Consider the following 22560-nt stretch of genomic DNA (forward strand, 5'->3'; position numbering starts at 1 on the left):
GCATGATGGGTTTTACAAGATTTTTTGACATAAATCCAATTAAAAAGGGCTTGGGCTTTCCCAATCCATCCAAGCACCAAGCGTAGGATGTTTGAGGCGCAATTGCTGGGCATGCAGATTAAGCCTTGGGGCAATCGTTAAGGCCGCGCCTTCTGCATAAATAGGATCGCCAATCATCACATGACCAACATGCACCATATGGACGCGCAGCTGATGACTACGGCCAGTGACAGGCTTGAGCATTACGCGCGTGACTGTCTGACCGTTGCATTGTTCATGGCTGATGACTTCATATAAAGTTAAGGCATGCTTTGACCAGTTAGGGTCGACGATATGGCGCGGTTTCGTCTCCGGTTCGTAGCGTACTGGTACTGATATCTCACCCGTTGCGCCGACACGCTCCCATTCTCCAAAGACGCGTGCCTGATATTTTTTTTGTGGCAAACGTTCAATGAATTGCTTACTAATATGGGTTTGTGCTTCGGCATTCTTGGCAAAAATAAGCAGTCCTGAGGTATCCATATCCAGACGATGTATCAGCTTGACCGCTGGATTGGCACGCTCAAGTCTTGCCAGCAAACTGACCTTGAGCGTTTTGCCATCGACACTCAACAGACCTACAGGCTTATCAACCACCCAAATATCATCGTCTTCATAGACGGTAATCTTTTGCGCAAATGCTTGGAAAAACTCAAGCGGATAGGCGTTTTCTTGAGCATTTAGGGCGTTGACTTCTTCAGCAGTAAAAGGCATAAAAATGGGCACTTATATGAATGGGCTTGAATGGTTAATGAGCTTTTATATGAAAGCTCTATTAAGCTGTAGATATTAGATTGTAGATATTGTGTTATAGATCGCTTAATTTTGGGTAAAAACTCACCATGCATTATGAATCAACAGTTCAGAACATCTGCTATCTTGAGCAAAAAATACAGACAGTAGTATCAAGTGACGGATAAAACCATGCCTGTGTCGTTATGTGTCGATTTATTGTGCTAATCGTAATTGTTAAACAATTTAACCAGCCTGCATCTGTTAACCCTGAGCAAACATGTTAATATAATGGCACATTTTAACCACTTCTAAACGCTTCTTTGGTCACTCATCATTCTATTATGCAACAAATATATAAGTTGATGGATGGCGATAGAAACAATAAAACAAGAGAGATAAAATTATGTCAGACCTTATTGTTAATACTACCGATGCAAACTTTGACCAAGATGTATTGCAATCAGATGTGCCAGTATTGGTAGATTTCTGGGCAACGTGGTGTGGTCCTTGTAAAGCAATCGCCCCTATTTTAGAAGATCTAGCCACTGAGTACCAAGGCAAAGTGAAAATTGTTAAAGTTGATGTGGATAACAACCCACAAGCAGCAAGCCGTTTTGGTATCCGTAACATCCCAACGCTATTTGTATTCAAAGGTGGTGAAAAAGTTGACTCAGTAATGGGTCTACAGCCAAAAGCTGAATTGGCAAAAGTGCTAGATAAGCATCTATAAGTTCTGACTTGCTCGCTTTACATGAGCATTATAAAAAGACGGTAACACTGTCGAAGAAGCCATTATCTCACGTAGATAATGGCTTTTTTGCTTGTTTTTTATGCAAAAAACTCAATTAGACAACTTTTTTGGCAAAATTTATTGACAATACTATTATGAAAACCGTATAGTCTGCTGACAACAGAAAACTAACGGTTTTCTTAAGTGTCTTATCGCTATTCTCCTCGTGTTTATCAACAAAAACACAATCGTCGTTATAAACACCATTGCTGAACGAAATGACTGAACACAATTACTGATATTGAGTTTTTGACGCAGACTCTTATGTAGCCTTCTTTATCCTTATTTCTTATTACCTTGCATAAACGAATGCAATTCGTATATAAGCTGACACGTAACATCCAAACTACATAAATCCAGCTCTGTGCACGCACCCTCTATCGCCACACTATCGTTGTTTTAATCACTGTCGTGACTTGTGCTGCTAATGGCATCTCTCATCTGATCAATTGCTAATGACCTATCTATGAATCTTACTGAATTAAAGAAAAAATCAATCGCTGAGCTATTGGCCATCGCCAAAGAAATGGGTCTTGATAATATGGCACGTAGCCGTAAACAAGACATCATCTTTGCCATCCTAAAAACCCATGCGCGTAACGGTGAAGCCATTTATGGTGACGGCGTACTTGAGGTTCTTCCGGATGGTTTTGGCTTTTTGCGCTCATCAGAAGGCTCATATTTAGCCGGTCCTGATGACATTTATGTCAGCCCTAGCCAAATTCGCCGCTTTAGCCTCAAGACGGGTGACAGTATCGCTGGTACGATTCGCCCACCAAAAGATTCTGAGCGTTATTTTGCGTTATTAAAAGTTGGTGAAATCAACTTTGACACCCCAGATCGTTCACGTCATAAGCTTATCTTTGAGAACCTGACACCCCTATTTCCAACTGAGCATTTAAAACTTGAGCTTGGTAATGGAACTACTGAGGATCTGACTGGTCGTATCATCGACCTAATCGCTCCGATTGGTAAAGGTCAGCGTTCTATCATCGTCGCACCGCCAAAAGCCGGTAAAACGATGCTGCTACAAACCATCGCACAATCGATTACCCGTAATAATCCTGAGTGCTATCTGATCGTATTACTGATTGACGAGCGTCCAGAAGAAGTCACCGAGATGGTACGTACGGTACGCGGTGAAGTGGTTGCATCAACCTTTGATGAGCCGCCACAGCGTCATGTACAAGTCGCTGAAATGGTCATCGAAAAAGCCAAACGTTTGGTCGAGCATAAGCAAGACGTGGTAATTTTACTGGATTCGATTACTCGTTTAGCACGTGCTTATAACACGGTTATTCCATCGTCGGGTAAAGTGTTGACCGGTGGTTTGGATGCCAATGCCCTTGAGCGTCCGAAGCGTTTCTTCGGTGCGGCACGTAATGTCGAAGAAGGCGGTAGTTTGACCATTATCGCCAGTGCTCTTATCGATACGGGTAGTAAAATGGACAGCGTTATCTTTGAAGAGTTCAAAGGTACGGGTAACCAAGAAATTACGCTTGAACGCGACTTGGCCGAAAAACGTGTCTTCCCTGCGATCAATATCAAAAAATCTGGTACACGCCGTGAAGAGCGTTTATTGGACGAAGATAAGCTGCGTAAAGTCTGGATTTTGCGTAAGCTACTACAGCCGATGGATGGCGTACAAGCCACTGAATTCTTACTGGATCGCTTAAAAGAAGCGAAAACCAATGATGAATTCTTTGAGCAAATGAAACGTAAATCACAGAACTAGTTCTAATTCCGTGCCGCTTTAACATGCTCAATAGCTATTCGACCTAAATAGAAAATACCGCACTCGTGCGGTATTTTTGTATTCGTTTTTGTATATGCTCAGGCATGTCCTCAATTTAAAAATGCTCATAAAAATGAGGATAAGCACTAAGCACTAAGCACTAAGCACTAAGCACTAAGCACTAAGCACTAAGCACTAAGCACTAAGCACTAAGCACTAAGCACTAACTATTAAACACCAAAAGTACGTTTATTAAAAACAGTTAGCCTACTATCAATATAAATACAATAACCCTAAGCAAAACCCCTACCAACGATACAGTAGAGAAACATCCTTTACAGGCTATTTGCAAAGCTTAGCGCTTTTACTACGCCTAGCAATGTTAGATAGGTTAGTATAGGAGCCAGTATAGATATACTCTGCTATCACGTATTGATAGTAGTCGGAGTTTTGAGATATTTAACCTACTTAATGTAATCCTTACTAATGCAGACCTTAATATGTCTTGCGGTAGCACAATAGATTATTCTAAGATAATTGCCCAAATGCTTTGATACCATTTATTTATTGTTATTAATATGAGCGGCAATAAAAATATCGTATTTTTATTTTGATAAACTAACTTGATAACCTAACAGGTGATACTATGAAATTTGCTAAAACTATCGCAATGACTGCCCTTACTAGCTCTGCCCTTATCATGGGTGGCTGTGCAACTAACGGATACAATAGTGGTCTAAGTAACACTGCTAAAGGTGCTGCTGCTGGCGCTGCTGCTGGTGCCCTTATTAGAAGTGGCGGCGATAGCAAAGACATCGCTCGTGGCGCACTTGGTGGTGCTGCAGTGGGCGGCGCTGGTGCTTATATCCTTAACAACAGCAGATAGTCATTAAACGATTATTTGTTGCTGATTAGAGCCTGTTTAAGCATTTCAAATGTGGGTATTTTAAACCCATTGGATTTGTTTAAAACGCCCTAAAATATAAAAAGCCTGCAATCGATATTGCAGGCTTTTTGTTGGATTGCATTTTTAGACGATATTTACAGCACTAAAATTATTATAGCGATATTGACTATAGTGCCCCACTAAAAGTATCACAAGACTGTACATTGCCACTTTCCAAACCGCGAGTGAACCACTGAACACGCTGCTGACTGGTGCCGTGAGTGAAATTATCCGGTACGACTGCCCCACCGCTAGCTCGCGCTAAACGATCATCACCGATTTGACCAGCGGCATTGATGGCTTCGTCGATATCTCCTGGTTCCAAAAACTGTACACGCTCTTGGTTGCGCTGTGCCCAAACTCCAGCAAAACAATCTGCCTGTAGCTCTTGCAGTACAGACAGTTTATTGGCTTCTGCGCGGGTGACTTGACGGCTGGCTTCATTAACTTGCTGACTGATGCCTAACAAAGTCTGCACGTGGTGCCCTACTTCGTGCGCGATAACATAAGCTTGCGCAAAATCACCCGCTTTACCTTGATTATCTTGGTCACCAGAGCCTTGCTTATCACCAGTTATACCAAGATTTTGGCGCATTTCTACAAAGAAAGATTTGTCTAGATAAACTGTCTGATCGCCCGGGCAATAAAACGGACCCGTTGCGGAGCTAGCACTGCCGCATGCTGAGGTAACTTGTCCATTAAAAAGAATTAATGATGGCTCCTGATAAGTACTGCCTGCTTCTTTAAATATCTGATGCCAAACTTCTTCAGTATCAGCCAATACTACTTTTACAAACTGCGTATCCCGATCATTACTTGTCGCAGGTTCGGTAGAGGCACTGCTATTGCCACCGCCTGCTACTACTTGACCAGTCTGTAAAGCCGTCATTGGGTTTACCCCAAATACCAGCCATAAAATACCAGCAATAATAATACCACCGATACCACCGCCTATCATTTTACCGCCACCACTGCTAGTGCGTACATTGGAACTGCCGCGTCTACCTTGCCATTTCATAGTGTCATTCCTCAAACATACGATATATACTGCCATTCGTATTGATGATTATTTATATAGTGTAATTTTTATCTTCATTCTTTATTTCTGGGACCAAATCTGATTGCTAACAAGTAAGTAATCCCAAAGTATTTTTGACAACCCACTACTTTACTAGACGCTTAATATCGCGCTAATGAATCCCTTTAATCACGATTAAACCCCTAAATAGTTACAATAGATCCTTAAAAAGCATAGTAGAAATCAAGACATCGAAAAACCACTAAAATAGGTTGATGTCATTGATTATACGTCTATTAATTTGGCTCGTTGTATTAAAAATTATAATAAATAAGCGATGTAAAACACTATTTACAATTTTATTGTTACTTAATTGTACAGCCTATTTCTATTTACATAGAAAACCTATAGAATGCGTGAAAGCTGAGTAGCTGTAACTAAGACTAGTTGAATTCTGAGAAATCTCAGCTTTCAACCTTTTTTGCTGCTGCTGATCATTTCATTTTCCCGGAGAAAACCATATGAAACTTAAATTACTTGCTCTAGCTGGTATCATGACTGCAACTATGGGCCTAACTGCCTGTGACAGCAACAAAGAAAACGCTGCTGAAGATTTATCTGACGCGCAAGAAGAAGTGCAAGACGCTTCACAAGAGCTAGATCAAGCTGCTGCTGAAGGCGAAGTAACTGCTGATGCTGACGCTGCTGTTGCTGAAGCTGAAGCTGACATCGCTGATGCTCAAGTTGCTACTGCTACTGACGAAATCGACGCTGAAGTTCCTGTAGACGGTACTACTACTAGCGTAGACGTAGCTAGCGAAACTCCTGCTGTTGATGCAGCTGACGAAGTTGTAGTTGTTGAAGAACCAGCTCAGTAATTTTATCGTTTATATGATGAAAGTACTGTAGTAAAAAAAAGAGAGCCTAAGCTCTCTTTTTTTGTGCGTGTCATTTATCATCGTTCATGGTCATTTATGATATTTAATACTTCTTGTCAAACATAGACAACCAATCCTAGATTGACAACAAATAGAAAACTTAAAAAACCATCATGAAGTCATGAAACCTTTATATGGTCAGTCTTGTACGGTCAATAATTAATACTACTCGTCAAATAAACGCTCATCAACTTGTTGACGGAATTTTTGCCCTGTTTTGAAGGTCACCACACGGCGTGCAGATACCGCAACAGGCTCTCCCGTCTTAGGGTTACGGCCTGGACGGCTATTTTTGTCTTTAAGCTCGAAGTTGCCAAAGCCTGAAAGCTTGACCTCTTTGCCATCAATCAAACTCTCTGACAACTCATCGAAGAAATTCTCTACCAAACAGCGGCCTTCTTGACGTGTTAGGTCAAGATGATTCATCAAATGCTCAATCATGTCAGATTTGGTTAAGGTGCTCACAGTACGACTCCTATGCTATGTCGTGATGTCGAATATCATGGTTTAGCGGTATGAGAGTTAATGTCAGTTATTATAAAGGTTTTCTGGCCACTTTTTAACAAAGACTGCTTTAAAATCCTTTATTAATAACCACTTAACTATTTTTATGGAAAAAACTTTTATAAAATCATAATTCTTACAAATAGCAATGCCCCATAGTCTCTTTAAGAGTGAGGCTACAGAGCATGGTCTATGATAAAAGCTATATGTTAGCTGTCACGCAACTTTGCAGCATGCTGCTCCGTTAACGCTTGTACCACTTTGTCAGTCGCGGTTTTAATCGCTTCATCAGATAGCGTTTGTGCATTATCTTGCCATATCAGAGCAAAAGCTAAAGAACGCTGGCCAGCTGGTACGTTGTCGCCTTGATACACATCAAACAGCCAGAGATCAGCCAATAGCTCACCAGCTGCCGCGCGTATCGTCGACTCTAATGTCTGTAAGCTGATCTCACTGTCTACTAAAATGGCAATATCACGGCGTACTTGCGGGAATTTGCTTGGCGTAGTGATAGCATGCTGCTCACGAGCAAGTGTCAATAGCGGCGCAAGTGATAATTGAGCAACCCACGTAGCTGGCAAATCTAACTGCTTAGCCGTGTTAGGATGCAATTGACCCAACCAACCGACATACTCATCATCAATATAGAGCTTGGCACTTTGACCCGGATGCAAGAAGGCAAGGCCACTACGCTCATAGCGAATACGAGCGCTATCCACTTGCGCAGGTAATAACTGCTCAATATCATGCTTAAGATCATAAAAGTCTAACGCACGATTTTGATACGCTTGCTCGTCCCAAACATCACCGACTGCTACCAACGCAATACTAGGCGTTTGTACTAAGTCACTAATACTCTGACCAACAAAGCTTAGACCAGTCTCAAAGAAACGTACGCGTGGCTGCTGTCGATTGAGGTTGTATTGTACGCAAGGCAATAAGCTTGATAGCAAAGTACGACGCATCACGGCTAAGTCGCTAGAGATAGGATTGGCCAATGCCAACACTTCTCCTAAGGCTTTATCATCAAGCAAGGCTTCTATTTTTGCATCACTAAAGCTAAAGCTAATCGCTTCCATATAGCCATTATCGACCAGCGCCAGCTTCATCTCATGCGTCAAGTCCGCCGTATCGTCATAATCCATGCTGACTTGCAAATGCGGCAATACGCTTGGGATATTGTCATAGCCATAGATACGCGCAATTTCTTCAATCAAATCTTCTTTGATACTCATGTCAAAGCGATAAGATGGCGGCGTGCAAATCAGGCTATCCGCTTGTTGCTCTACCTCAAAGCCCAATTGGGTTAAGATACGCACCATCTCTGACGGATCAATCTCAATACCGATGACATCACGAACTTTAGTGATTGGCAAGGTGATCGGTGCACGGGCTGGTAAATACTCACTGCTTTCCGCTTTCACTATTTGTCCGGCTTGCCCACCAGTAACACTGGTAATCAAATCAACAGCACGTGCCAGTGCCAGCTCTGGTAGCTCAAAGTCTACCCCACGCTCAAAGCGTTGTGAGGCATCGGTATGCAAACCAAAACGGCGTGCGCGAGCGGCAATAGCAAGCTGGCTAAAGAAAGCACTCTCTACAATAATATTGGTCGTGCTATCAGTGACACTACTACGCTGACCACCCATGATTCCGGCAAGTGCAAGTGCGCCTTTATCATCAGCAATGACCAATTCATCACCAGTTAAAGTAATGGTTTGCTCATTCAATAAAGTAATCGTTTCTTCAGGCTGTGCCAAACGCACAACGATATCGCCAACAATGGTATCGGCATCAAAAGCATGTAGCGGTTGACCCAATTCCATCAATACATAGTTGGTTACATCAACCAAAAAGTTATGCGAGCGTAGTCCTGATTGAACTAGCGCATCTTGCATCCACTTTGGGGTGTCGACACTACGATCAATGTTACTGATTGATTGTAGTAAATAACGTGGACACGCTTCAACTGCACTGACTGTTACAGCTGGCGTAGGAGTATCAGCACCTGCTACATTGGCAGGAATCTCAGGTGGCTGCATTGGTAAATCATTAATCACTGATATCTCGCGGGCAATACCACGCACACTAAAGCAATCACCGCGGTTTGGCGTGATAGAAATATCCAATATCTGGTTGTCTAAGCCTAAATATTCACGGATATCCATGCCGATTGGCGCATCAGCTGGCAGCTCAAGCAGACCATCAATGCTGTCAGTTAAATCAATTTCTGACGCACCGCAAAGCATGCCATTAGAAGCGACACCACGTAGGTTGCCATTTTTAATTTTAAAGCCTTTTGAGTCATCGCTGGGCAAAACGGCACCAACGGTGGCAACAGGTGCTTTCATACCAACAGTCACATTGGGTGCACCGCAAACGATTTGTAACGGCTCAGCTCCACCGATATTTACCTGTGTGACGCGTAGCTTATCAGCATCTGGATGTTGCTCGACGCTGATGACTTCACCGACGACCACACCGCTAAAGGCACGGGCGACCGCAAAGCGATCGTCAATCTCTAGCCCAGCCATGGTCAGCTGTTCGGCCAATTGCTCACTGGTATTGTTGGGATTTACCCATTGACGTAGCCACTGTTCGCTAATTTTCATAAATATCTCGGATCAGAATTTTATAATAAAGATTTTAGTATAAAGGGTGACGTATTAACCTGTCATATTAACAAAGGAAACGCTAGCCAAACTGTTTTAAGAAGCGTACGTCGTTTTGGAAAAATAGGCGCAAATCATCAATACCGTAATACAGCATCGCAAAGCGCTCAATACCCATACCAAAAGCAAAGCCAGTATATTTTTCTGCATCAATACCGCAGTTGGTTAGCACTTGTGGATGCACCATACCGCAGCCCATGACTTCAAGCCATTTGCCATTATCATCAAGGATATCGACTTCAGCAGAAGGCTCGGTAAACGGGAAAAATGACGGGCGGAAACGCACGGTTAATTCTTTGGCGAAAAACGCTTCTAAGAACTCACTAATCAAGCCTTTTAGCTCTGCAAAAGTGCTCGACTCTGTGACCATAAGCCCTTCTAGCTGATGAAACATCGGCGAATGCGTTTGATCCGAGTCATTGCGATAGACACGGCCTGGGCAAATAATACGAATCGGCGGCTCATTCTTTTCCATGGTGCGAATTTGCACTGGGCTGGTATGTGTACGCAGTAAATAATGCGCATCAAAATAGAATGTATCATGCATCGCACGTGCTGGATGATGCGACGGAATATTGAGCGCTTCAAAGTTATAGTAATCGCTCTCAACTTCAGGACCAGTAGCAACGTTGAAACCAGCTTGTATAAAATACTGCTGCATACGCTGGGTAATCATCGTCACGGGATGTAAGTGACCTTTTTGACCACCGCGAGCAGGCAAAGTGATATCAATGCTCTCACTTGCAAGCTTGGCATTTAACTCGGCGACTTCTAGCTGCTGCTGCTGCGCCGTCAATGCCTCTTGAATACGGCTACGGACTTGATGTAACCAGCCGCCGTAGGTTTTTTTATCGTCGCTACTGAGTTTACCCATCTGCTTTGACCAGCCAGTTAATGGGCTCTTTTTACCGGTCAATTGCACACGCAAATCTTGCAACGCACGCAAATCGGTTACTTGTAAAATCAAGGCTTCAGCGGCACTGGCCAACTCATTTAGCTGAGCTTCACTAAGCTCGCTTAGCTCTGTGGACAAGGTCGGTAGCGCCGACAAATCGGTGGTAGCAGCAGGGGTAGTCATAAGATGCATTCTTCCTGATTTAAACGGACTATTAATAATAGTGATTGGTAATTGTAGGGGTTTGTCCAAATATTGCAAACCATTTACCCAATCATTTTCAAATACAGGCTAGTGATATGAATGGCTTGAATATTTAGACGATGATAAAAGCTATCACAACAAAGTATATTTAGCTCTGGTGCTAAAAAAATGCTGTAACATTAGGTATTAAGATAATGTGATATAAAAAAAGCCACCGACCAGCGGTAGCTTTTATTAATATCGTACTATTAATCAATATTATTCCTATCCATGTAGATAACTACTTATCAATAACGACTTAAAAAGCAGCGTACCTAATTAGGAAGGTTAATATTTATGCTAGTTCCGCTTTAGCTTTTTCGACCAACGCTGTGAAAGTCGCTGCATCATGCATAGCGATGTCAGCAAGTACGCGACGATCGATTGCAATGTTAGCTTTTTTCATGCCATTGATAAAGCGGCTATAGCTTAAGCCGTTTAAGCGTGCACCAGCATTGATACGTGCAATCCAAAGACGACGGAAAGTACGTTTTTTGTTGCGACGGTCACGATAAGCATATTGACCAGCTTTGGTCACTGCCTGTACCGCTACGCGGTAAACACGTGAACGGGCACCGTAGTAGCCTTTTGCGCGTTTTAGGATTTTTTTGTGACGACGATTCGCCTGTACACCACGTTTTACACGGGCCATAAATTACTCCAAGATATTTTTAATCATTATTAAACGAATCACGATGTCATCGGATAATAGACATCGTTATCAAATTGCAAAGTCATATATTTTTAATTCAATAGCTATTAATTAAACAGCGCTTAATTAAAGATAAATGACGATAGCCTACTAGATGTATGGGCACATGCGACGAACTGCTGCTTCGTCAGACTTGTGCACCAACTTAAGACCACGCAACTGGCGAATACGCTTAGGTGATTTCTTGGTCAAAATATGGCTTTTGAATGCTTGCTTACGCTTAAAGCCGTTCGCTGTTTTTTTGAAGCGTTTAGCTGCACCGCTTCTGGTTTTCATCTTATTTTTCATGATGATTTGCCTCTTTTTCTGTTTTAGAACCTGGTCGTCAAATAGTCAATAATGATTAGTGGCTGTAAAAACAGGCACCAAACCTCTATTTGCCTCGAGGTGGGAGGCGGTATTTTAGCAGATACTGCGCTGTTTTGCCAAGGAAACTTTTACTCCTAACCTGGTAGGCATGACAGTGGATAACGAGTATGAGCCGATTTATAAATATTTTAGTCAAAACACTCATAAAACTACGGATTTACCACCAAATAGATTGAATGTCAGCTTAAGCTGTGCTTAAGTAGAGACTGAACCTTAGTATAAGCTTCGTGCTCATAAGACAAGGCTATTGATCACACTTATCGAGCGTATATCATACGGTTACAACGATTATGACGCTACCAACCTACACCATGATTAGCAGAACTCATAGACTGCAATCAATCTAGGAGATAACGTGTCAAAAAAAGAATTAGACCTTGATAACAACATATTTGTCTTTGAAACAGTGATGCGCGTGCGTCATATTGAGCTTGATATGGCTCAATACCTGACACTCGAATCATTGACGGCATTGTTATGTGAGGCGCGACAGAGATTTTTTTACTCTAAAGGCATTAAAGAGATCGATGCAGATTATCACGGTTTAATTATCGATGAGTTACAGCTGATTATTGTCAGTCGCATACGGGCGCGCGAAGAGCTATTATTTGAAGTAGGCGTTGAGCCAATATATGATAATGGCGGCAATATAGTGATAAAAGTTACACGGATGTATACTGGTGAAACCGTAGCCAAAGCGCGGCAGCATTTTGTCAACTATGACTTTCGCCTCAATAAGTCGATTGCACTTGATAAAACGATGAAAGAAGCTCTATACCCACATCTATACAGGATTTAATATTGATGATTAGGGCGGGTCTTCATTTTAAAAATGGTGATAAAAATGAGATAAATTGCCGTCAAACAAGGAAAGTAGCGCAAATAATATCGAGATATTGATAAGCTATTTGAGGATGTTTGGCAAAATTTAGCCATTTTTAGCCCATTTAGAGGATAATCGATTGAATGGAGGACAAGCCCTAACGCCAATCGCTTTTTTACTCAGACCATAGATAGAATCAGTTACGATTCCTTTATTACCCTTTGATTTCTATATAAATAAGAAGACAGATATATTATGACGTTACCTGCTTGGCTGGCTGCCATAAAATTTAATGATGATGGTTTGATTCCTGCAATTGCTCAAGATCATAAGTCTGGGCGTATCTTGATGATGGCTTGGATGAACGCCGAAGCACTACAATTGACCGCGCAAACGCAGACAGCGGTTTATTTTTCGCGCTCACGTGCTAAATTATGGCATAAAGGCGAGTCGTCAGGTCATACTCAGACCGTACATGATATTCGCTTGGACTGCGATGCAGACGTGATTGTCCTTAGTGTCACTCAGGCTGGCGGTATCGCCTGCCATACTGGTCGCGAGTCTTGCTTTTATCAGCGTTTAGATTTATCTGGTCAAACGCCTGAATGGCAAACCGTCGATAAGGTATTAAAAGATCCTGCTGATATTTATCATTCAAGCGATGCAGAAAAAGCCACTCCTAAAACTAATGAGACGCAGGCTCACGATGTAATCCCTTCAGATGCCAATACCAATGACACTACTAATCGCTCTATTTTGCAACAGCTTGACGGTGTATTGGCAGAACGTAAACTCGCTGATGCCGACAGCTCTTATGTAGCCAGCTTATACGCAAAGGGTTTGAATAAAATCTTAGAGAAAGTGGGCGAAGAAAGTACTGAAAGCATCATCGCCGCCAAAGATTTTGCCAATTGCGACGAAAATAAAAACAAAGCCCAATACGATGATGCTCGTCATGAGCTCATCTATGAGGTGGCCGATGTCTGGTTTCATACATTGGTTGGACTGGCGTGGTTCGATATAGAGTCGGATGCGGTGTTAAATGAGCTAGGAAGACGTTTTGGGTTATCAGGTATCGATGAAAAAGCTGCTAGATAGTTTTTATAAGCCTACCAATTGCCCTGTTTGATTATTGTTGCTTTCACCTTTTTGTCACAAGTGCAGGTTATAATATAGCTCTGTTTCACTTCGCATTGTATGTCGAGGCTTTTTATTGGGTATAACGATATTCGATAAACCCAAAGTAGGCGTACAAAGACTGAAAACCAAGACACAAGGATACCTCTATGGGTAGTTTTTCTATTACACATTGGCTGATACTATTGGTCGTTGTCGTTGTCGTGTTTGGCACTTCAAAACTCAGAAATGCTGGCAAAGATTTGGGCGGTGCAGTCAAAGGCTTCAAAGAAGCGGTCAAAGACGAAAATACTGAGCATGCTAAAAAGCAGGTGGTGCTCGATCATGATGGCAACGCACACACTGAAGAGCGCCCAACAACCACTAAGGTTGATGACAAGCATAATGTATAGCATCTAGACAGTGACATCGGAACATTATGTTTGATATCGGATTTTCTGAACTACTCCTCTTTGGCGTTATTGCCCTAATCGTCTTGGGCCCAGAAAAACTGCCACAGGCAGCGCGTACAGCTGGGCAATGGTATGCCAAAATTCGCCGCACGGTATCCACCCTGCAATCTGAAATCGAAGCTGAGCTTGATTTGGCAGAGACCCGCCAGCTTATGCAAAAAGAGCTTGCCAAAATTCGCCAGACTGAAGCAGATATGAGGCGCGAGATGGCGGAGATGCGCGGCAGTATGCAAGAGTTTGAATCCTCGCAAAACCAGCATCTAAAATCATCACGTGCCCCAATCGATGACAATAAGCCTAGACAAAGTAGCCAAGGCAGTAGTGAGAATGATGATAATCGACCAGTGAGGCCAAAAGCCTTTGACTACGCCTACGATAGTAATAGGCAGGATGAAAAATCAGAAAGCTCTGAGCAGTCACCGGCACAAGGTGATAACGACAGTCTAAAAACTGACTTTAGTGATAACGCCAATCAAGTGATTCAAACCATCACAACTAGACCGTGGGAAAATATGTGGTTTCGTCTTGGTGCTTATGATAAAGCGCGTCGTTTGCCGCAACCGCCCTACTTACCAAATTATAAAGCCGATATCTTACTAAACAGCCATCTAGACAGTCCTTTACCTAAACAGGCTTCTGTTAATAAGCAGGAGAGTAATTAGTGGGCTTATTTAAACGTAAAAAAAGCCGTCAAGAAAAAGTCGCGGATTCAGATATCGATACCTCAACAGCTACCATTGATGGTAATGTCGACAGCAATACTGACGACTCTGGTGATATCCTAAGCTCACTGGGCGATATGCCGATTACCGAGCATTTGATTGAGCTACGTCGTCATCTGATTAAGATATGCGTTGCCGTACTGGTCATATTCTTAGCATTGGTCGGATTTTCACGCGAGCTCTATGACTTTTTATCCGACCCATTGGTTGCCCAGTTGCCTGCCAACTCAACGATGATCGCGACGGATATCACCTCCAACTTTATGGCACCGATACGCCTGACTGTTTTTGTCGCAGCATTCTTTGCAATGCCCTATATTCTTTATCAAATCTGGTCGTTTGTCGCACCCGGTTTATATAAAAAAGAGAAAAAAATCGCGATTCCCGTTTTGATGTCTTCTATATTTCTATTTTATGCGGGTGTGGCTTTCTCTTATTTTATTGTCCTTAAAGGGGTTCTAAAATTCTTTATTATGTTCGCGCCGCAGAACGTCTTGCCGATGACTGACATCGACAGTTATTTAAGTTTTGCACTCAAACTCTTTATGGTCTTTGGTTTAACTTTTGAGATTCCAGTCGTCACCTTGCTATTGATATTGACTGGTGTCGTCTCCATTCAGAGCTTAGAAGATAAACGCCGTTATATTATCGTCGGCTGTTTTGCCGTTGCTGCGGTCGTTACACCCCCTGATGGGGTATCGATGTTGATGCTCGCCGTTCCGATGTGGTTGTTGTTTGAGCTAGGATTATTTTTAGCAAAAATTTTAATTAAAGAAGAGCGCAATCCTACCTTAGCAAGCGATATAGGGTTAAATAAAGAATAGCATCACTTGTCAGACACTTATTCCAAAAACAGCCAACGCGCTAATCTGTTAATATAACCTGCTTATTTCCATCTTTATTTTCTATCAGTTTTTTTATTATTGTCATGTGTGCTTGCAAGTATTTTGCAATTTCATATGACGAGTCAGCCATTGTCTATGCAGTGGCTTTTTTTACCTCCGTCATTTTTGACCCGTCTTACTCTTTTAGGTAATTTTTTATGTCCGCATCTATGCCAGCTTATATGAGCGATCCCACTGATGAGCAGCTGAGCGCGCTCAACATGGCGATGGATCACAAGTCATTTAAAGTGGTGGCTTATGCGGGTGCTGGTAAGACGACGACCTTAAAACTGATTGGTGAGCGTTTGCGTGGACGCGGCTTATATTTAGCCTTTAACAAAGCGATTGCCAATGATGCACGCTCAAAATTTCCACCGCATGTAGAGTGTCGTACTTTTCACTCACTTGCTTATCGGCATGTCGCCCGTGATATCACTGCTAAGCTGTCGTTGCCGCGTTTTTCACCCAAACGTCTGGGTGATGATTTGGGTTTGCAGCCCGTCCAAGTACGTCGGCAAATGGATGGTATAAACAAATATATTACCCTTACGCCAGCACGATTATCGCGTTTTGTCAGTGATGCCGTCAGCAATTTTTGTAGTACGCATGCCAGTTATCCTGCACCCAGACATATATTGTTTCCCAGCTGGCTCGATGAGTCAGATGCTGAGCAATTGCGTGAAATGCTCTACCCTGCCGTTGAGCAGCGCTGGCTACAGTCGATCGATGCGCGTCATCCTGCGGGTATTGGGCATGATATTTACCTCAAACTGTGGGCATTGTCTAAACCCAGTATTCCCGCGGACTTTATCTTATTTGATGAAGCCCAAGATGCCGATCCTTTAATGATGGGGATTTTGACCCAGCAGCCACGGCAGGTCATCTATGTGGGCGATGCGCATCAGCAGATTTATGAATGGCGCGGCGCGGTCAATGCAATGAAAAAATTGCCATTGCCACAAACCTTATTGACCCAGTCGTTTCGTTTTGGCGAACCGATTGCTGAAATTGCCAATACCTTACTCAAAGCATTGCAAGAAGATGTCCCGTTAAAAGGCAATCCGAATAAGCAATCTTCTACCGATAAAGGCATGGTACATAGTAAAAAAGATGCCATCCTTTGTCGCACCAATGCGGCAGCAATGTCGCAATTGCTAACAGGTTTGAAGCTCGGTCACCGTGTGGCACTACAAGCGGATACCGATCGTATGCTTAAATTCTGTCAGGCAGCCGAAAATTTAAAAAACGGTAAGTCGGCGTACGGCGTACCCGAACTGGCGTATTTTTATAATTGGGGTGATGTGCAAGAGTATTCTGAAACCAATGAAGGCAGTGATCTAAAAACACTGGTCAAGTTGGTCGATGATCATGGCACCAATGTCCTGAGCCAAGCGGTCAATAGTCTCACCAGTATCGAAAATGCTGACTATGTTATCTCTACTGCCCATAAGGCGAAAGGGCTTGAATGGGGAAAGGTACAGCTCGATGATGATTTCTATTATGATGTGACGACCAATGCGGTCAAGATAAGCCCTGAAGAGTTGCGCTTGCTCTACGTCGCTTGCACACGTGCCCAGAGCAATTTGGACATCCATAATATTAAAGACTTGATATCAGGCTTGCAGACGGGCAAAAAAGTGATTTTTGGTAATACATAATTTTCTTCAGTTAATCACTCTTTGTATTTGCCACTCTAAACCTCTAACCTACCTTTCTTTATGGCAACCTTTAATAGCACCCTTTTAGCAGTGAACAATAAGCATGAATACTAATCAGCAACTTCAAATACGTCAAAATACCATCCGTCAGTTATTCGCCAATCCCGTCCGCCTCCTTGCACCAATGGAAGGTTTGACCGATCCCTTAATGCGGCAAATCCTCACGCAAATTGCATCAGACTTGGGTCGCCCTTATGATTGGTCGGTTAGCGAATTTATCCGTGTGACCCAGCATGTCTTGCCTGCGCATGTATTTTATAAATACGTTCCAGAATTGCATCATGATGCTAAGACTGCCTGTGGCACGCCTATTCATGTCCAGTTGCTCGGTAGTGAAGCGCAACTCATGGCAGAAAATGCCGCATACGCCTGTGAGCTTGGTGCGCCGGCGATTGACATCAACTTTGGTTGTCCTGCCAAGACGGTCAATAGCCACCGTGGTGGCTCAGTATTATTGGATGAACCCGAAACCATGTATCAAATTATCAACGCGGTGCGGCAAGCTGTTCCCGCTCATATTCCAGTCTCAGCCAAAATTCGTTTAGGTTACACCGATACCAGTCGTATGGATGATATTCGTGGCGCGATTGACGACAGTGGTGCTGATTGGCTGACTATTCATGCACGGACAAAGACCCAAGGCTATAAGCCGCCAGCCTATTGGGACAAAATCCAACGTTTTAATGCGCTCGATATTCCAGTCATTGCCAATGGCGAAATATGGAACGTAGAGCACGCGCAAAATTGTATGGTACAAGCAGGTACAGAACATTTGATGTTAGGTCGCGGCGCGGTTACGCGTCCCGATTTGATTGCTCGTGTGGATTGCGGTTCAGATGATGCCATGCTAAGTGCGGCAACGTTGTCGTGGAAAGCGATGGTCACGCATCAAATTAAATTTTTGGAAGGTCAGGCTAAAACTGAAGTTATATTGGTTGGTCGTTACAAGCAGTGGTTAGCGATGCTCACCAAAGGCTATGGCGAAGCGAAAGTATTATGGGATGGCATGAAACGAGAAAAAAATAAAGCAGCTATCATTAGTGCACTGCAAGCCAGTGTGCGCTAATAATAGCTGCTTTTATCTTAAAGCCAATCTGTCTAACGAATAATATTAAATACTCACTCTAATCGCTAAATAGAATAACATCAAACAACAAGCAATCGATAACACCCAAAGTATGGAGCGAAACGTCGCCAAATTAGTAATATAAGCCACGCAAAAACCGATACGAATCAGCACGTACAACCAAGCCAGTATATTAATAATCGATTGTGGTACGAAGAACAGCATTGCCGTCAGTACTGCTGCCAAAAATATTGGCAACGTCTCATAGCTGTTTTGCTGGGCAGCGTTAGCACGTGCGGCCGCGCCCGTCGTACCTTGTAAAAAATCACGTGGATGGGCATTGTCAGCCAAATTAAAGCCGCCAATAGCTTTCGCTGTCAATGCCATGGCAAGCGGTAGTAAACTTGCTGCGACCATCGCCCAAATTGCGGACGCTGCGGTATCAGAGACTAATTCCAGAAGTGCATTCATTAGTATACTTGCCCCTACCCTGCAATCACTTCGAAATCATGGGTGACTTTCACCCCACCTTGTACCAACATTCTACTGGCCGAGCAGTATTTTTCTGCGGACAGCTTTATTGCCTTCTCTACTTGGCTTTCTTTGACATCTTGACCTGTCACCACAAAATGCATATGTATATCAGTATAGACAGCTGGTACAGTTTCAGCACGCTGAGCGGTCAACTCGCAACGCACGTCTGTCACCTCTTGGCGCGATTTTTGTAAAATCGCTACCACATCGTAGCTAGCACAACCACCAAGCCCCAATAGAATCAGCTCCATCGGACTTGCGCCTTTTTCTTTATCGGCATCGATCTGTACATTATGCCCTGATGGTGACACGCCCATAAATGCTTTGTTTTCTTGCCACGTTACACTTGCTTTTGACTCTGACATCTTGACCATTCCTTATTTTAATTAGCTCGTTGCCCAATTTTTATTTTCTGACAATATGTTTTACTTGGCTAGTGTAGCATAAGCCAATGGCACATTTTATCGAGCCCTTGTCATCCAAAATCATTATTATTATGAATAGCTCATGTATTTGTCTTTTGCAGCCTTATTTCTAATTAGACCTTTTTACTAAAATTTTCTTAGAAGTGAATTAACATTCATACGTCCGCCTACTTTTTATTATTCCTACCTATCCTCTTATTATTAAAACCTATCTTTGTAATAAAGCCCCCAAAAATCTTACAAAAGTTTAATTATAACTGGTTGATTTTAAACAGTTAAGCTCGTGAAACATTTTATAGCAAAATACTGTTACACATTTTGCTTGTTTCTTGGTTTAATAACGGTAATGAATCTTATTTTAACCTGATATCGACAACAATCACCCTATAATAATTATGATTATTGACATGGTTTTAGGTTGAAATAAGCTATTTTAAATAAATTAAAAAGGTTTAATCATGATAGATGCAGACGGCTTTCGCGCCAATGTCGGCATCATCTTGGCAAATACACAAGGGCAGGTTCTGTGGGCAAAACGTATTGGTCACAACGCTTGGCAGTTCCCACAAGGCGGTATCGACCGTGGGGAGACGCCGATGGATGCGATGTATCGCGAGCTCTGGGAAGAGGTCGGCCTGCATCCGCGTCATGTAGACTTATTGGCAGTGACGCAAGATTGGTTGCGTTATCGTCTGCCAAAACGCTATGTGCGACATGGACAGCACCCTTTGTGTATCGGACAAAAACAGAAATGGTTTTTGCTACGCTTAGATGAGACGAACACTCAACATATCCGCTTTGATGAGGGCAAACCAGAATTTGATCATTGGCAATGGGTCAGTTACTGGTATCCACTCGGACAAGTGATTCACTTTAAACGTGGGGTATACCGCCGTGCCTTGCAAGAGCTGGTGCGTGAATTGCCACTAAAGCAAGAGCTTATTCTTCCTGAACAAGACAATCATTTAATCCAGTCCTAACCTCTACATCCGACTTATGATTTTGTCTTCTCACATAATATACAAAAAAGCCTGTATCAAATGATACAGGCTTTTTTGTATTAACAATGAGCAAAACTAGGGTTTAATGGCAATTTTTAGGACACCATCACGTTGATGCATAAATAAGTCATAGGCGTCTACGATGTCGTCTAGCGCGTAAGTATGCGTGACCATGTCTGATAGATCGACACGACCTGACTCAACCACATTCAATAGACGACGCATACGCTCTTTACCACCTGGGCACAAGGCGGTGCGGATCGTGTGATCACCAAGACCAGCCGCAAAGTGTGCCATCGGTATTTTTAAATCTTCAGAATATACGCCAAGGCTTGAGAGTGTACCGCCTGGTTTTAATACTTTGAGACATTGCTCAAACGTAGATTGTAGACCCAGCGCCTCAATACTACTATCAACACCGCGGCCACCAGTGATTTTCATAATCTCGTCAATGACATCCACTTCGTTAAAGTTGAGGGTAATATCTGCCCCCAGTTTTTTAGCCATGGCTAAGCGTTCATTATTACCATCGATAGCGATAATCGTTGATGCGCCTCTGAGTTTTGCGCCAGCGGTCGCACACAAGCCAATTGGTCCTTGCGCAAATATCGCAACGATATCACCGATCTTAATATTGGCATTTTCAGCACCTTTAAAGCCTGTTGACATAATGTCTGGGCACATCAGCACTTGCTCATCGCTCAAGCCATCGGGTACAGGTGCTAGGTTGGCCTGAGCATCGGGTACCAACACGTATTCGGCTTGTGTGCCATCAATGATGTTTCCAAAGCGCCAACCGCCAGTCGCCTTATAGCCATGACAAGCACAGGTGCCATCTGGCCCAATGTATCCTCCGTCTTGGGAAGGGAAACCATCTTGGCTGGCGTAAGAGGTAAAACTTGGGCAAATCGCGCCAGCAATGACTCGCTGACCTTCTTCATAACCCATCACTGCACTACCGAGCTTTTCAATAGTGCCCACTGGCTCATGACCAATAGTCAGTCCTTTAGCAACAGGATACTCACCTTTAAAGATATGGATATCGGTACCGCAAATGGTCGTTGTCGTGATTTTTATTAAAGCATCATTGGGCCCAACATCGGGTATTTTCTTCTCAGTAATTTCAATCTTACCTGGCTCAACAAATATCAGTGATTTCATCATGCTCATTTCACACTCCTTGTTTTAACCCTTATTGGACACAATAGGGTTTGATACCCTACTCAATGAGTGTAAGCCATAAATGTGACACTTTAAAGCAAAAACCACAGCTACTTTATGGTTTTAAAACTTACTTGTAGGTTCGCCTGAAATTAAGAGCAAATATGACTGAATATAAGCAGTAATTTTTACTTACTAGGTACTGAATGTAGAGATTCTCGGCTTATAATTTGAGCAATAAGTTCTAAAGGCTGACTCTCATTTTTGCGTAAGGTTAAGATACTTTGAGTGCGTGTCCCATAAGTGGGAGCACTGTTGTCGCTATGACCAAAAGCGACAGGCTCGATATAAATAGAAGACAATGTTTGCTCAATCTCAGTGGACATGCCAGTATCTGGCAGTTTGTCTACCGGTGCTTGCATGTTGTCTGATAGCACAGCAAAAGCAGCATGTTGCCAGTATTCAAAAGAGCTGTTTTCTGCAATCAATGGCAGCACTTCTTGGCGTAGTCTACCCCGTAGCTTGTCAGTTTTAAACCAACTGTCCTCAGGTTGTCCATTGGAGATGACATGTAAACCTGCATATAGTGGCATGGGAGCATGACCGCGATTATTGACGATAACGGCTTGGGTCGCATCACCAACGATAAGGTTGAAACCTGCATAGGATTGCAAATCAATCTGCCGTGCAAATGCCATCGGACTCAGCTCACTGGTCAAAAAATGCGTTACCAGCTCACCGCGCGAACGTTCGTCAGAACCTGCCTGCACACCATCGCGAAAATTCAATACCGCAGCCCAACGTCCGTTTTGCTCATCAATATTCAAACGCTGCTCTTGGTGAATACCAAGCCACGTACCACCACTTTGCCTATCACGTCCCGCATAGATCGGTTGATCAGTCCACTGTTGCAATGGCTCTGTCGGACGTTGTAAAAACTCATCACGATTGGACAATAATACCAATGGCAGCTCGTCAAATAATTGCCAAGCAATGGCGACGATACACATAGCATTCCTTTTATAATCGTTTGTTGGGCGC

The 22560-nt window shown here is 43.0% G+C and carries 23 protein-coding genes; 12 read left to right on the top strand and 11 right to left on the bottom strand.

What is annotated here, in order from left to right; all coding sequences use genetic code 11:
- Positions 1–39: 39 nt before the first annotated feature.
- Positions 40–753 carry an RluA family pseudouridine synthase gene (locus JMX93_RS12030; protein WP_499204857.1) on the bottom strand — a complete coding sequence of 238 codons (714 nt, stop codon included), beginning with the start codon at positions 751–753 and terminating at the stop codon, positions 40–42.
- Positions 754–1177: 424 nt separating this feature from the next.
- On the opposite strand from JMX93_RS12030, the gene trxA reads away from it, so the two are divergent.
- From trxA to JMX93_RS12045, 3 genes are all read left to right on the top strand, one after another.
- Positions 1178–1504, top strand: a complete 327-nt coding sequence (gene trxA, locus JMX93_RS12035; protein WP_020444406.1) for a thioredoxin — start codon at positions 1178–1180, stop codon at positions 1502–1504.
- 526 nt (positions 1505–2030) lie between these two features.
- Positions 2031–3299 (top strand): transcription termination factor Rho, encoded by a 1269-nt coding sequence (gene rho / locus JMX93_RS12040; RefSeq protein ID WP_055125334.1) that lies wholly within the window; start codon positions 2031–2033, stop codon positions 3297–3299.
- Between the two features lie 646 nt (positions 3300–3945).
- On the top strand, positions 3946–4185 hold the full coding sequence (locus JMX93_RS12045; protein WP_055125335.1) for a YMGG-like glycine zipper-containing protein: 240 nt from the start codon (positions 3946–3948) through the stop codon (positions 4183–4185).
- Between the two features lie 187 nt (positions 4186–4372).
- Here JMX93_RS12045 and ypfJ read toward each other — a convergent pair whose 3' ends face one another.
- Positions 4373–5263, bottom strand: a complete 891-nt coding sequence (gene ypfJ / locus JMX93_RS12050; RefSeq protein ID WP_443215508.1) for a KPN_02809 family neutral zinc metallopeptidase — start codon at positions 5261–5263, stop codon at positions 4373–4375.
- A 521-nt stretch (positions 5264–5784) separates the two neighbouring features.
- Here ypfJ and JMX93_RS12055 point away from each other — a divergent pair.
- Positions 5785–6141 carry a hypothetical protein gene (locus JMX93_RS12055; protein WP_443510734.1) on the top strand — a complete coding sequence of 119 codons (357 nt, stop codon included), beginning with the start codon at positions 5785–5787 and terminating at the stop codon, positions 6139–6141.
- Between the two features lie 225 nt (positions 6142–6366).
- On the opposite strand, the gene JMX93_RS12060 is transcribed toward JMX93_RS12055, so the two are convergent.
- The 5 genes from JMX93_RS12060 to rpmI all read right to left on the bottom strand — a co-directional run bounded on the left by JMX93_RS12060 (position 6367) and on the right by rpmI (position 11515).
- Positions 6367–6666, bottom strand: a complete 300-nt coding sequence (locus JMX93_RS12060; RefSeq protein ID WP_193012104.1) for an integration host factor subunit alpha — start codon at positions 6664–6666, stop codon at positions 6367–6369.
- Positions 6667–6914: 248 nt separating this feature from the next.
- Entirely contained in the window at positions 6915–9317 is a 2403-nt protein-coding gene (gene pheT / locus JMX93_RS12065; RefSeq protein WP_499204858.1) for a phenylalanine--tRNA ligase subunit beta, read from the bottom strand.
- A gap of 82 nt (positions 9318–9399) precedes the next feature.
- On the bottom strand, positions 9400–10455 hold the full coding sequence (gene pheS, locus JMX93_RS12070; RefSeq protein WP_198332649.1) for a phenylalanine--tRNA ligase subunit alpha: 1056 nt from the start codon (positions 10453–10455) through the stop codon (positions 9400–9402).
- A gap of 355 nt (positions 10456–10810) precedes the next feature.
- Complete coding sequence (gene rplT / locus JMX93_RS12075) at positions 10811–11167, bottom strand: 50S ribosomal protein L20 (protein ID WP_011281252.1); 357 nt, start codon at positions 11165–11167, stop codon at positions 10811–10813.
- Positions 11168–11317: 150 nt separating this feature from the next.
- Positions 11318–11515, bottom strand: coding sequence for a 50S ribosomal protein L35 (gene rpmI / locus JMX93_RS12080; RefSeq protein WP_011514608.1), 198 nt, complete (start codon positions 11513–11515; stop codon positions 11318–11320).
- 436 nt (positions 11516–11951) lie between these two features.
- Here rpmI and JMX93_RS12085 point away from each other — a divergent pair, with 436 nt between their 5' ends.
- From JMX93_RS12085 to JMX93_RS12115, 7 genes are all read left to right on the top strand, one after another.
- The gene (locus tag JMX93_RS12085) at positions 11952–12395 is read left to right on the top strand and encodes an acyl-CoA thioesterase family protein (protein WP_499204859.1); all 444 of its coding nucleotides are present in this window, start codon (positions 11952–11954) and stop codon (positions 12393–12395) included.
- Positions 12396–12674: 279 nt separating this feature from the next.
- Positions 12675–13517 carry a bifunctional phosphoribosyl-AMP cyclohydrolase/phosphoribosyl-ATP diphosphatase HisIE gene (gene hisIE / locus JMX93_RS12090; protein ID WP_193012096.1) on the top strand — a complete coding sequence of 281 codons (843 nt, stop codon included), beginning with the start codon at positions 12675–12677 and terminating at the stop codon, positions 13515–13517.
- Between the two features lie 188 nt (positions 13518–13705).
- Positions 13706–13948, top strand: a complete 243-nt coding sequence (tatA, locus tag JMX93_RS12095) for a Sec-independent protein translocase subunit TatA (protein WP_198332646.1) — start codon at positions 13706–13708, stop codon at positions 13946–13948.
- A gap of 26 nt (positions 13949–13974) precedes the next feature.
- Positions 13975–14670 carry a Sec-independent protein translocase protein TatB gene (tatB, locus tag JMX93_RS12100; protein ID WP_499204860.1) on the top strand — a complete coding sequence of 232 codons (696 nt, stop codon included), beginning with the start codon at positions 13975–13977 and terminating at the stop codon, positions 14668–14670.
- Positions 14670–15554, top strand: coding sequence for a twin-arginine translocase subunit TatC (tatC, locus tag JMX93_RS12105; protein WP_499204861.1), 885 nt, complete (start codon positions 14670–14672; stop codon positions 15552–15554). Before tatB ends, tatC begins: the two co-directional genes overlap by 1 nt.
- Before the next feature lie 218 nt (positions 15555–15772).
- Complete coding sequence (locus tag JMX93_RS12110) at positions 15773–17272, top strand: UvrD-helicase domain-containing protein (protein WP_198332643.1); 1500 nt, start codon at positions 15773–15775, stop codon at positions 17270–17272.
- Positions 17273–17375: 103 nt separating this feature from the next.
- Complete coding sequence (locus JMX93_RS12115; protein ID WP_499204862.1) at positions 17376–18398, top strand: tRNA dihydrouridine synthase; 1023 nt, start codon at positions 17376–17378, stop codon at positions 18396–18398.
- A 45-nt stretch (positions 18399–18443) separates the two neighbouring features.
- Here the strand turns inward: JMX93_RS12115 and JMX93_RS12120 are convergent, their stop codons facing one another.
- Complete coding sequence (locus JMX93_RS12120; RefSeq protein WP_198332641.1) at positions 18444–18869, bottom strand: MAPEG family protein; 426 nt, start codon at positions 18867–18869, stop codon at positions 18444–18446.
- 14 nt (positions 18870–18883) lie between these two features.
- A complete protein-coding gene (locus JMX93_RS12125; protein ID WP_499204863.1) occupies positions 18884–19297 on the bottom strand; it encodes an OsmC family protein in 414 nt (137 codons plus the stop codon).
- Positions 19298–19815: 518 nt separating this feature from the next.
- Here JMX93_RS12125 and JMX93_RS12130 point away from each other — a divergent pair.
- Positions 19816–20337 (top strand): RNA pyrophosphohydrolase, encoded by a 522-nt coding sequence (locus JMX93_RS12130; protein WP_193012079.1) that lies wholly within the window; start codon positions 19816–19818, stop codon positions 20335–20337.
- 96 nt (positions 20338–20433) lie between these two features.
- Here the strand turns inward: JMX93_RS12130 and JMX93_RS12135 are convergent, their stop codons facing one another.
- Positions 20434–21528 (bottom strand): NAD(P)-dependent alcohol dehydrogenase, encoded by a 1095-nt coding sequence (locus JMX93_RS12135; protein WP_198332639.1) that lies wholly within the window; start codon positions 21526–21528, stop codon positions 20434–20436.
- A 179-nt stretch (positions 21529–21707) separates the two neighbouring features.
- The gene (locus tag JMX93_RS12140) at positions 21708–22529 is read right to left on the bottom strand and encodes an NRDE family protein (RefSeq protein WP_499204864.1); all 822 of its coding nucleotides are present in this window, start codon (positions 22527–22529) and stop codon (positions 21708–21710) included.
- Positions 22530–22560: the final 31 nt, after the last annotated feature.

The sequence above is a fragment of the Psychrobacter muriicola 2pS genome, assembly GCF_904846535.1.
GTDB lineage: Bacteria > Pseudomonadota > Gammaproteobacteria > Pseudomonadales > Moraxellaceae > Psychrobacter > Psychrobacter aquimaris.

Bases quoted from the DNA above. Each gene is read 5' to 3' on its own strand.
- JMX93_RS12030 (WP_499204857.1), bottom strand. From the start codon at position 753: ATGCCTTTTACTGCTGAAGAAGTCAACGCCCTAAATGCTCAAGAAAAC.
- trxA (WP_020444406.1), top strand. From the start codon at position 1,178: ATGTCAGACCTTATTGTTAATACTACCGATGCAAACTTTGACCAAGAT.
- rho (WP_055125334.1), top strand. From the start codon at position 2,031: ATGAATCTTACTGAATTAAAGAAAAAATCAATCGCTGAGCTATTGGCC.
- JMX93_RS12045 (WP_055125335.1), top strand. From the start codon at position 3,946: ATGAAATTTGCTAAAACTATCGCAATGACTGCCCTTACTAGCTCTGCC.
- ypfJ (WP_443215508.1), bottom strand. From the start codon at position 5,263: ATGAAATGGCAAGGTAGACGCGGCAGTTCCAATGTACGCACTAGCAGT.
- JMX93_RS12055 (WP_443510734.1), top strand. From the start codon at position 5,785: ATGAAACTTAAATTACTTGCTCTAGCTGGTATCATGACTGCAACTATG.
- pheT (WP_499204858.1), bottom strand. From the start codon at position 9,317: ATGAAAATTAGCGAACAGTGGCTACGTCAATGGGTAAATCCCAACAAT.
- pheS (WP_198332649.1), bottom strand. From the start codon at position 10,455: ATGACTACCCCTGCTGCTACCACCGATTTGTCGGCGCTACCGACCTTG.
- rplT (WP_011281252.1), bottom strand. From the start codon at position 11,167: ATGGCCCGTGTAAAACGTGGTGTACAGGCGAATCGTCGTCACAAAAAA.
- rpmI (WP_011514608.1), bottom strand. From the start codon at position 11,515: ATGAAAAATAAGATGAAAACCAGAAGCGGTGCAGCTAAACGCTTCAAA.
- hisIE (WP_193012096.1), top strand. From the start codon at position 12,675: ATGACGTTACCTGCTTGGCTGGCTGCCATAAAATTTAATGATGATGGT.
- tatA (WP_198332646.1), top strand. From the start codon at position 13,706: ATGGGTAGTTTTTCTATTACACATTGGCTGATACTATTGGTCGTTGTC.
- tatB (WP_499204860.1), top strand. From the start codon at position 13,975: ATGTTTGATATCGGATTTTCTGAACTACTCCTCTTTGGCGTTATTGCC.
- JMX93_RS12110 (WP_198332643.1), top strand. From the start codon at position 15,773: ATGTCCGCATCTATGCCAGCTTATATGAGCGATCCCACTGATGAGCAG.
- JMX93_RS12115 (WP_499204862.1), top strand. From the start codon at position 17,376: ATGAATACTAATCAGCAACTTCAAATACGTCAAAATACCATCCGTCAG.
- JMX93_RS12120 (WP_198332641.1), bottom strand. From the start codon at position 18,869: ATGAATGCACTTCTGGAATTAGTCTCTGATACCGCAGCGTCCGCAATT.
- JMX93_RS12125 (WP_499204863.1), bottom strand. From the start codon at position 19,297: ATGTCAGAGTCAAAAGCAAGTGTAACGTGGCAAGAAAACAAAGCATTT.
- JMX93_RS12130 (WP_193012079.1), top strand. From the start codon at position 19,816: ATGATAGATGCAGACGGCTTTCGCGCCAATGTCGGCATCATCTTGGCA.
- JMX93_RS12135 (WP_198332639.1), bottom strand. From the start codon at position 21,528: ATGAGCATGATGAAATCACTGATATTTGTTGAGCCAGGTAAGATTGAA.
- JMX93_RS12140 (WP_499204864.1), bottom strand. From the start codon at position 22,529: ATGTGTATCGTCGCCATTGCTTGGCAATTATTTGACGAGCTGCCATTG.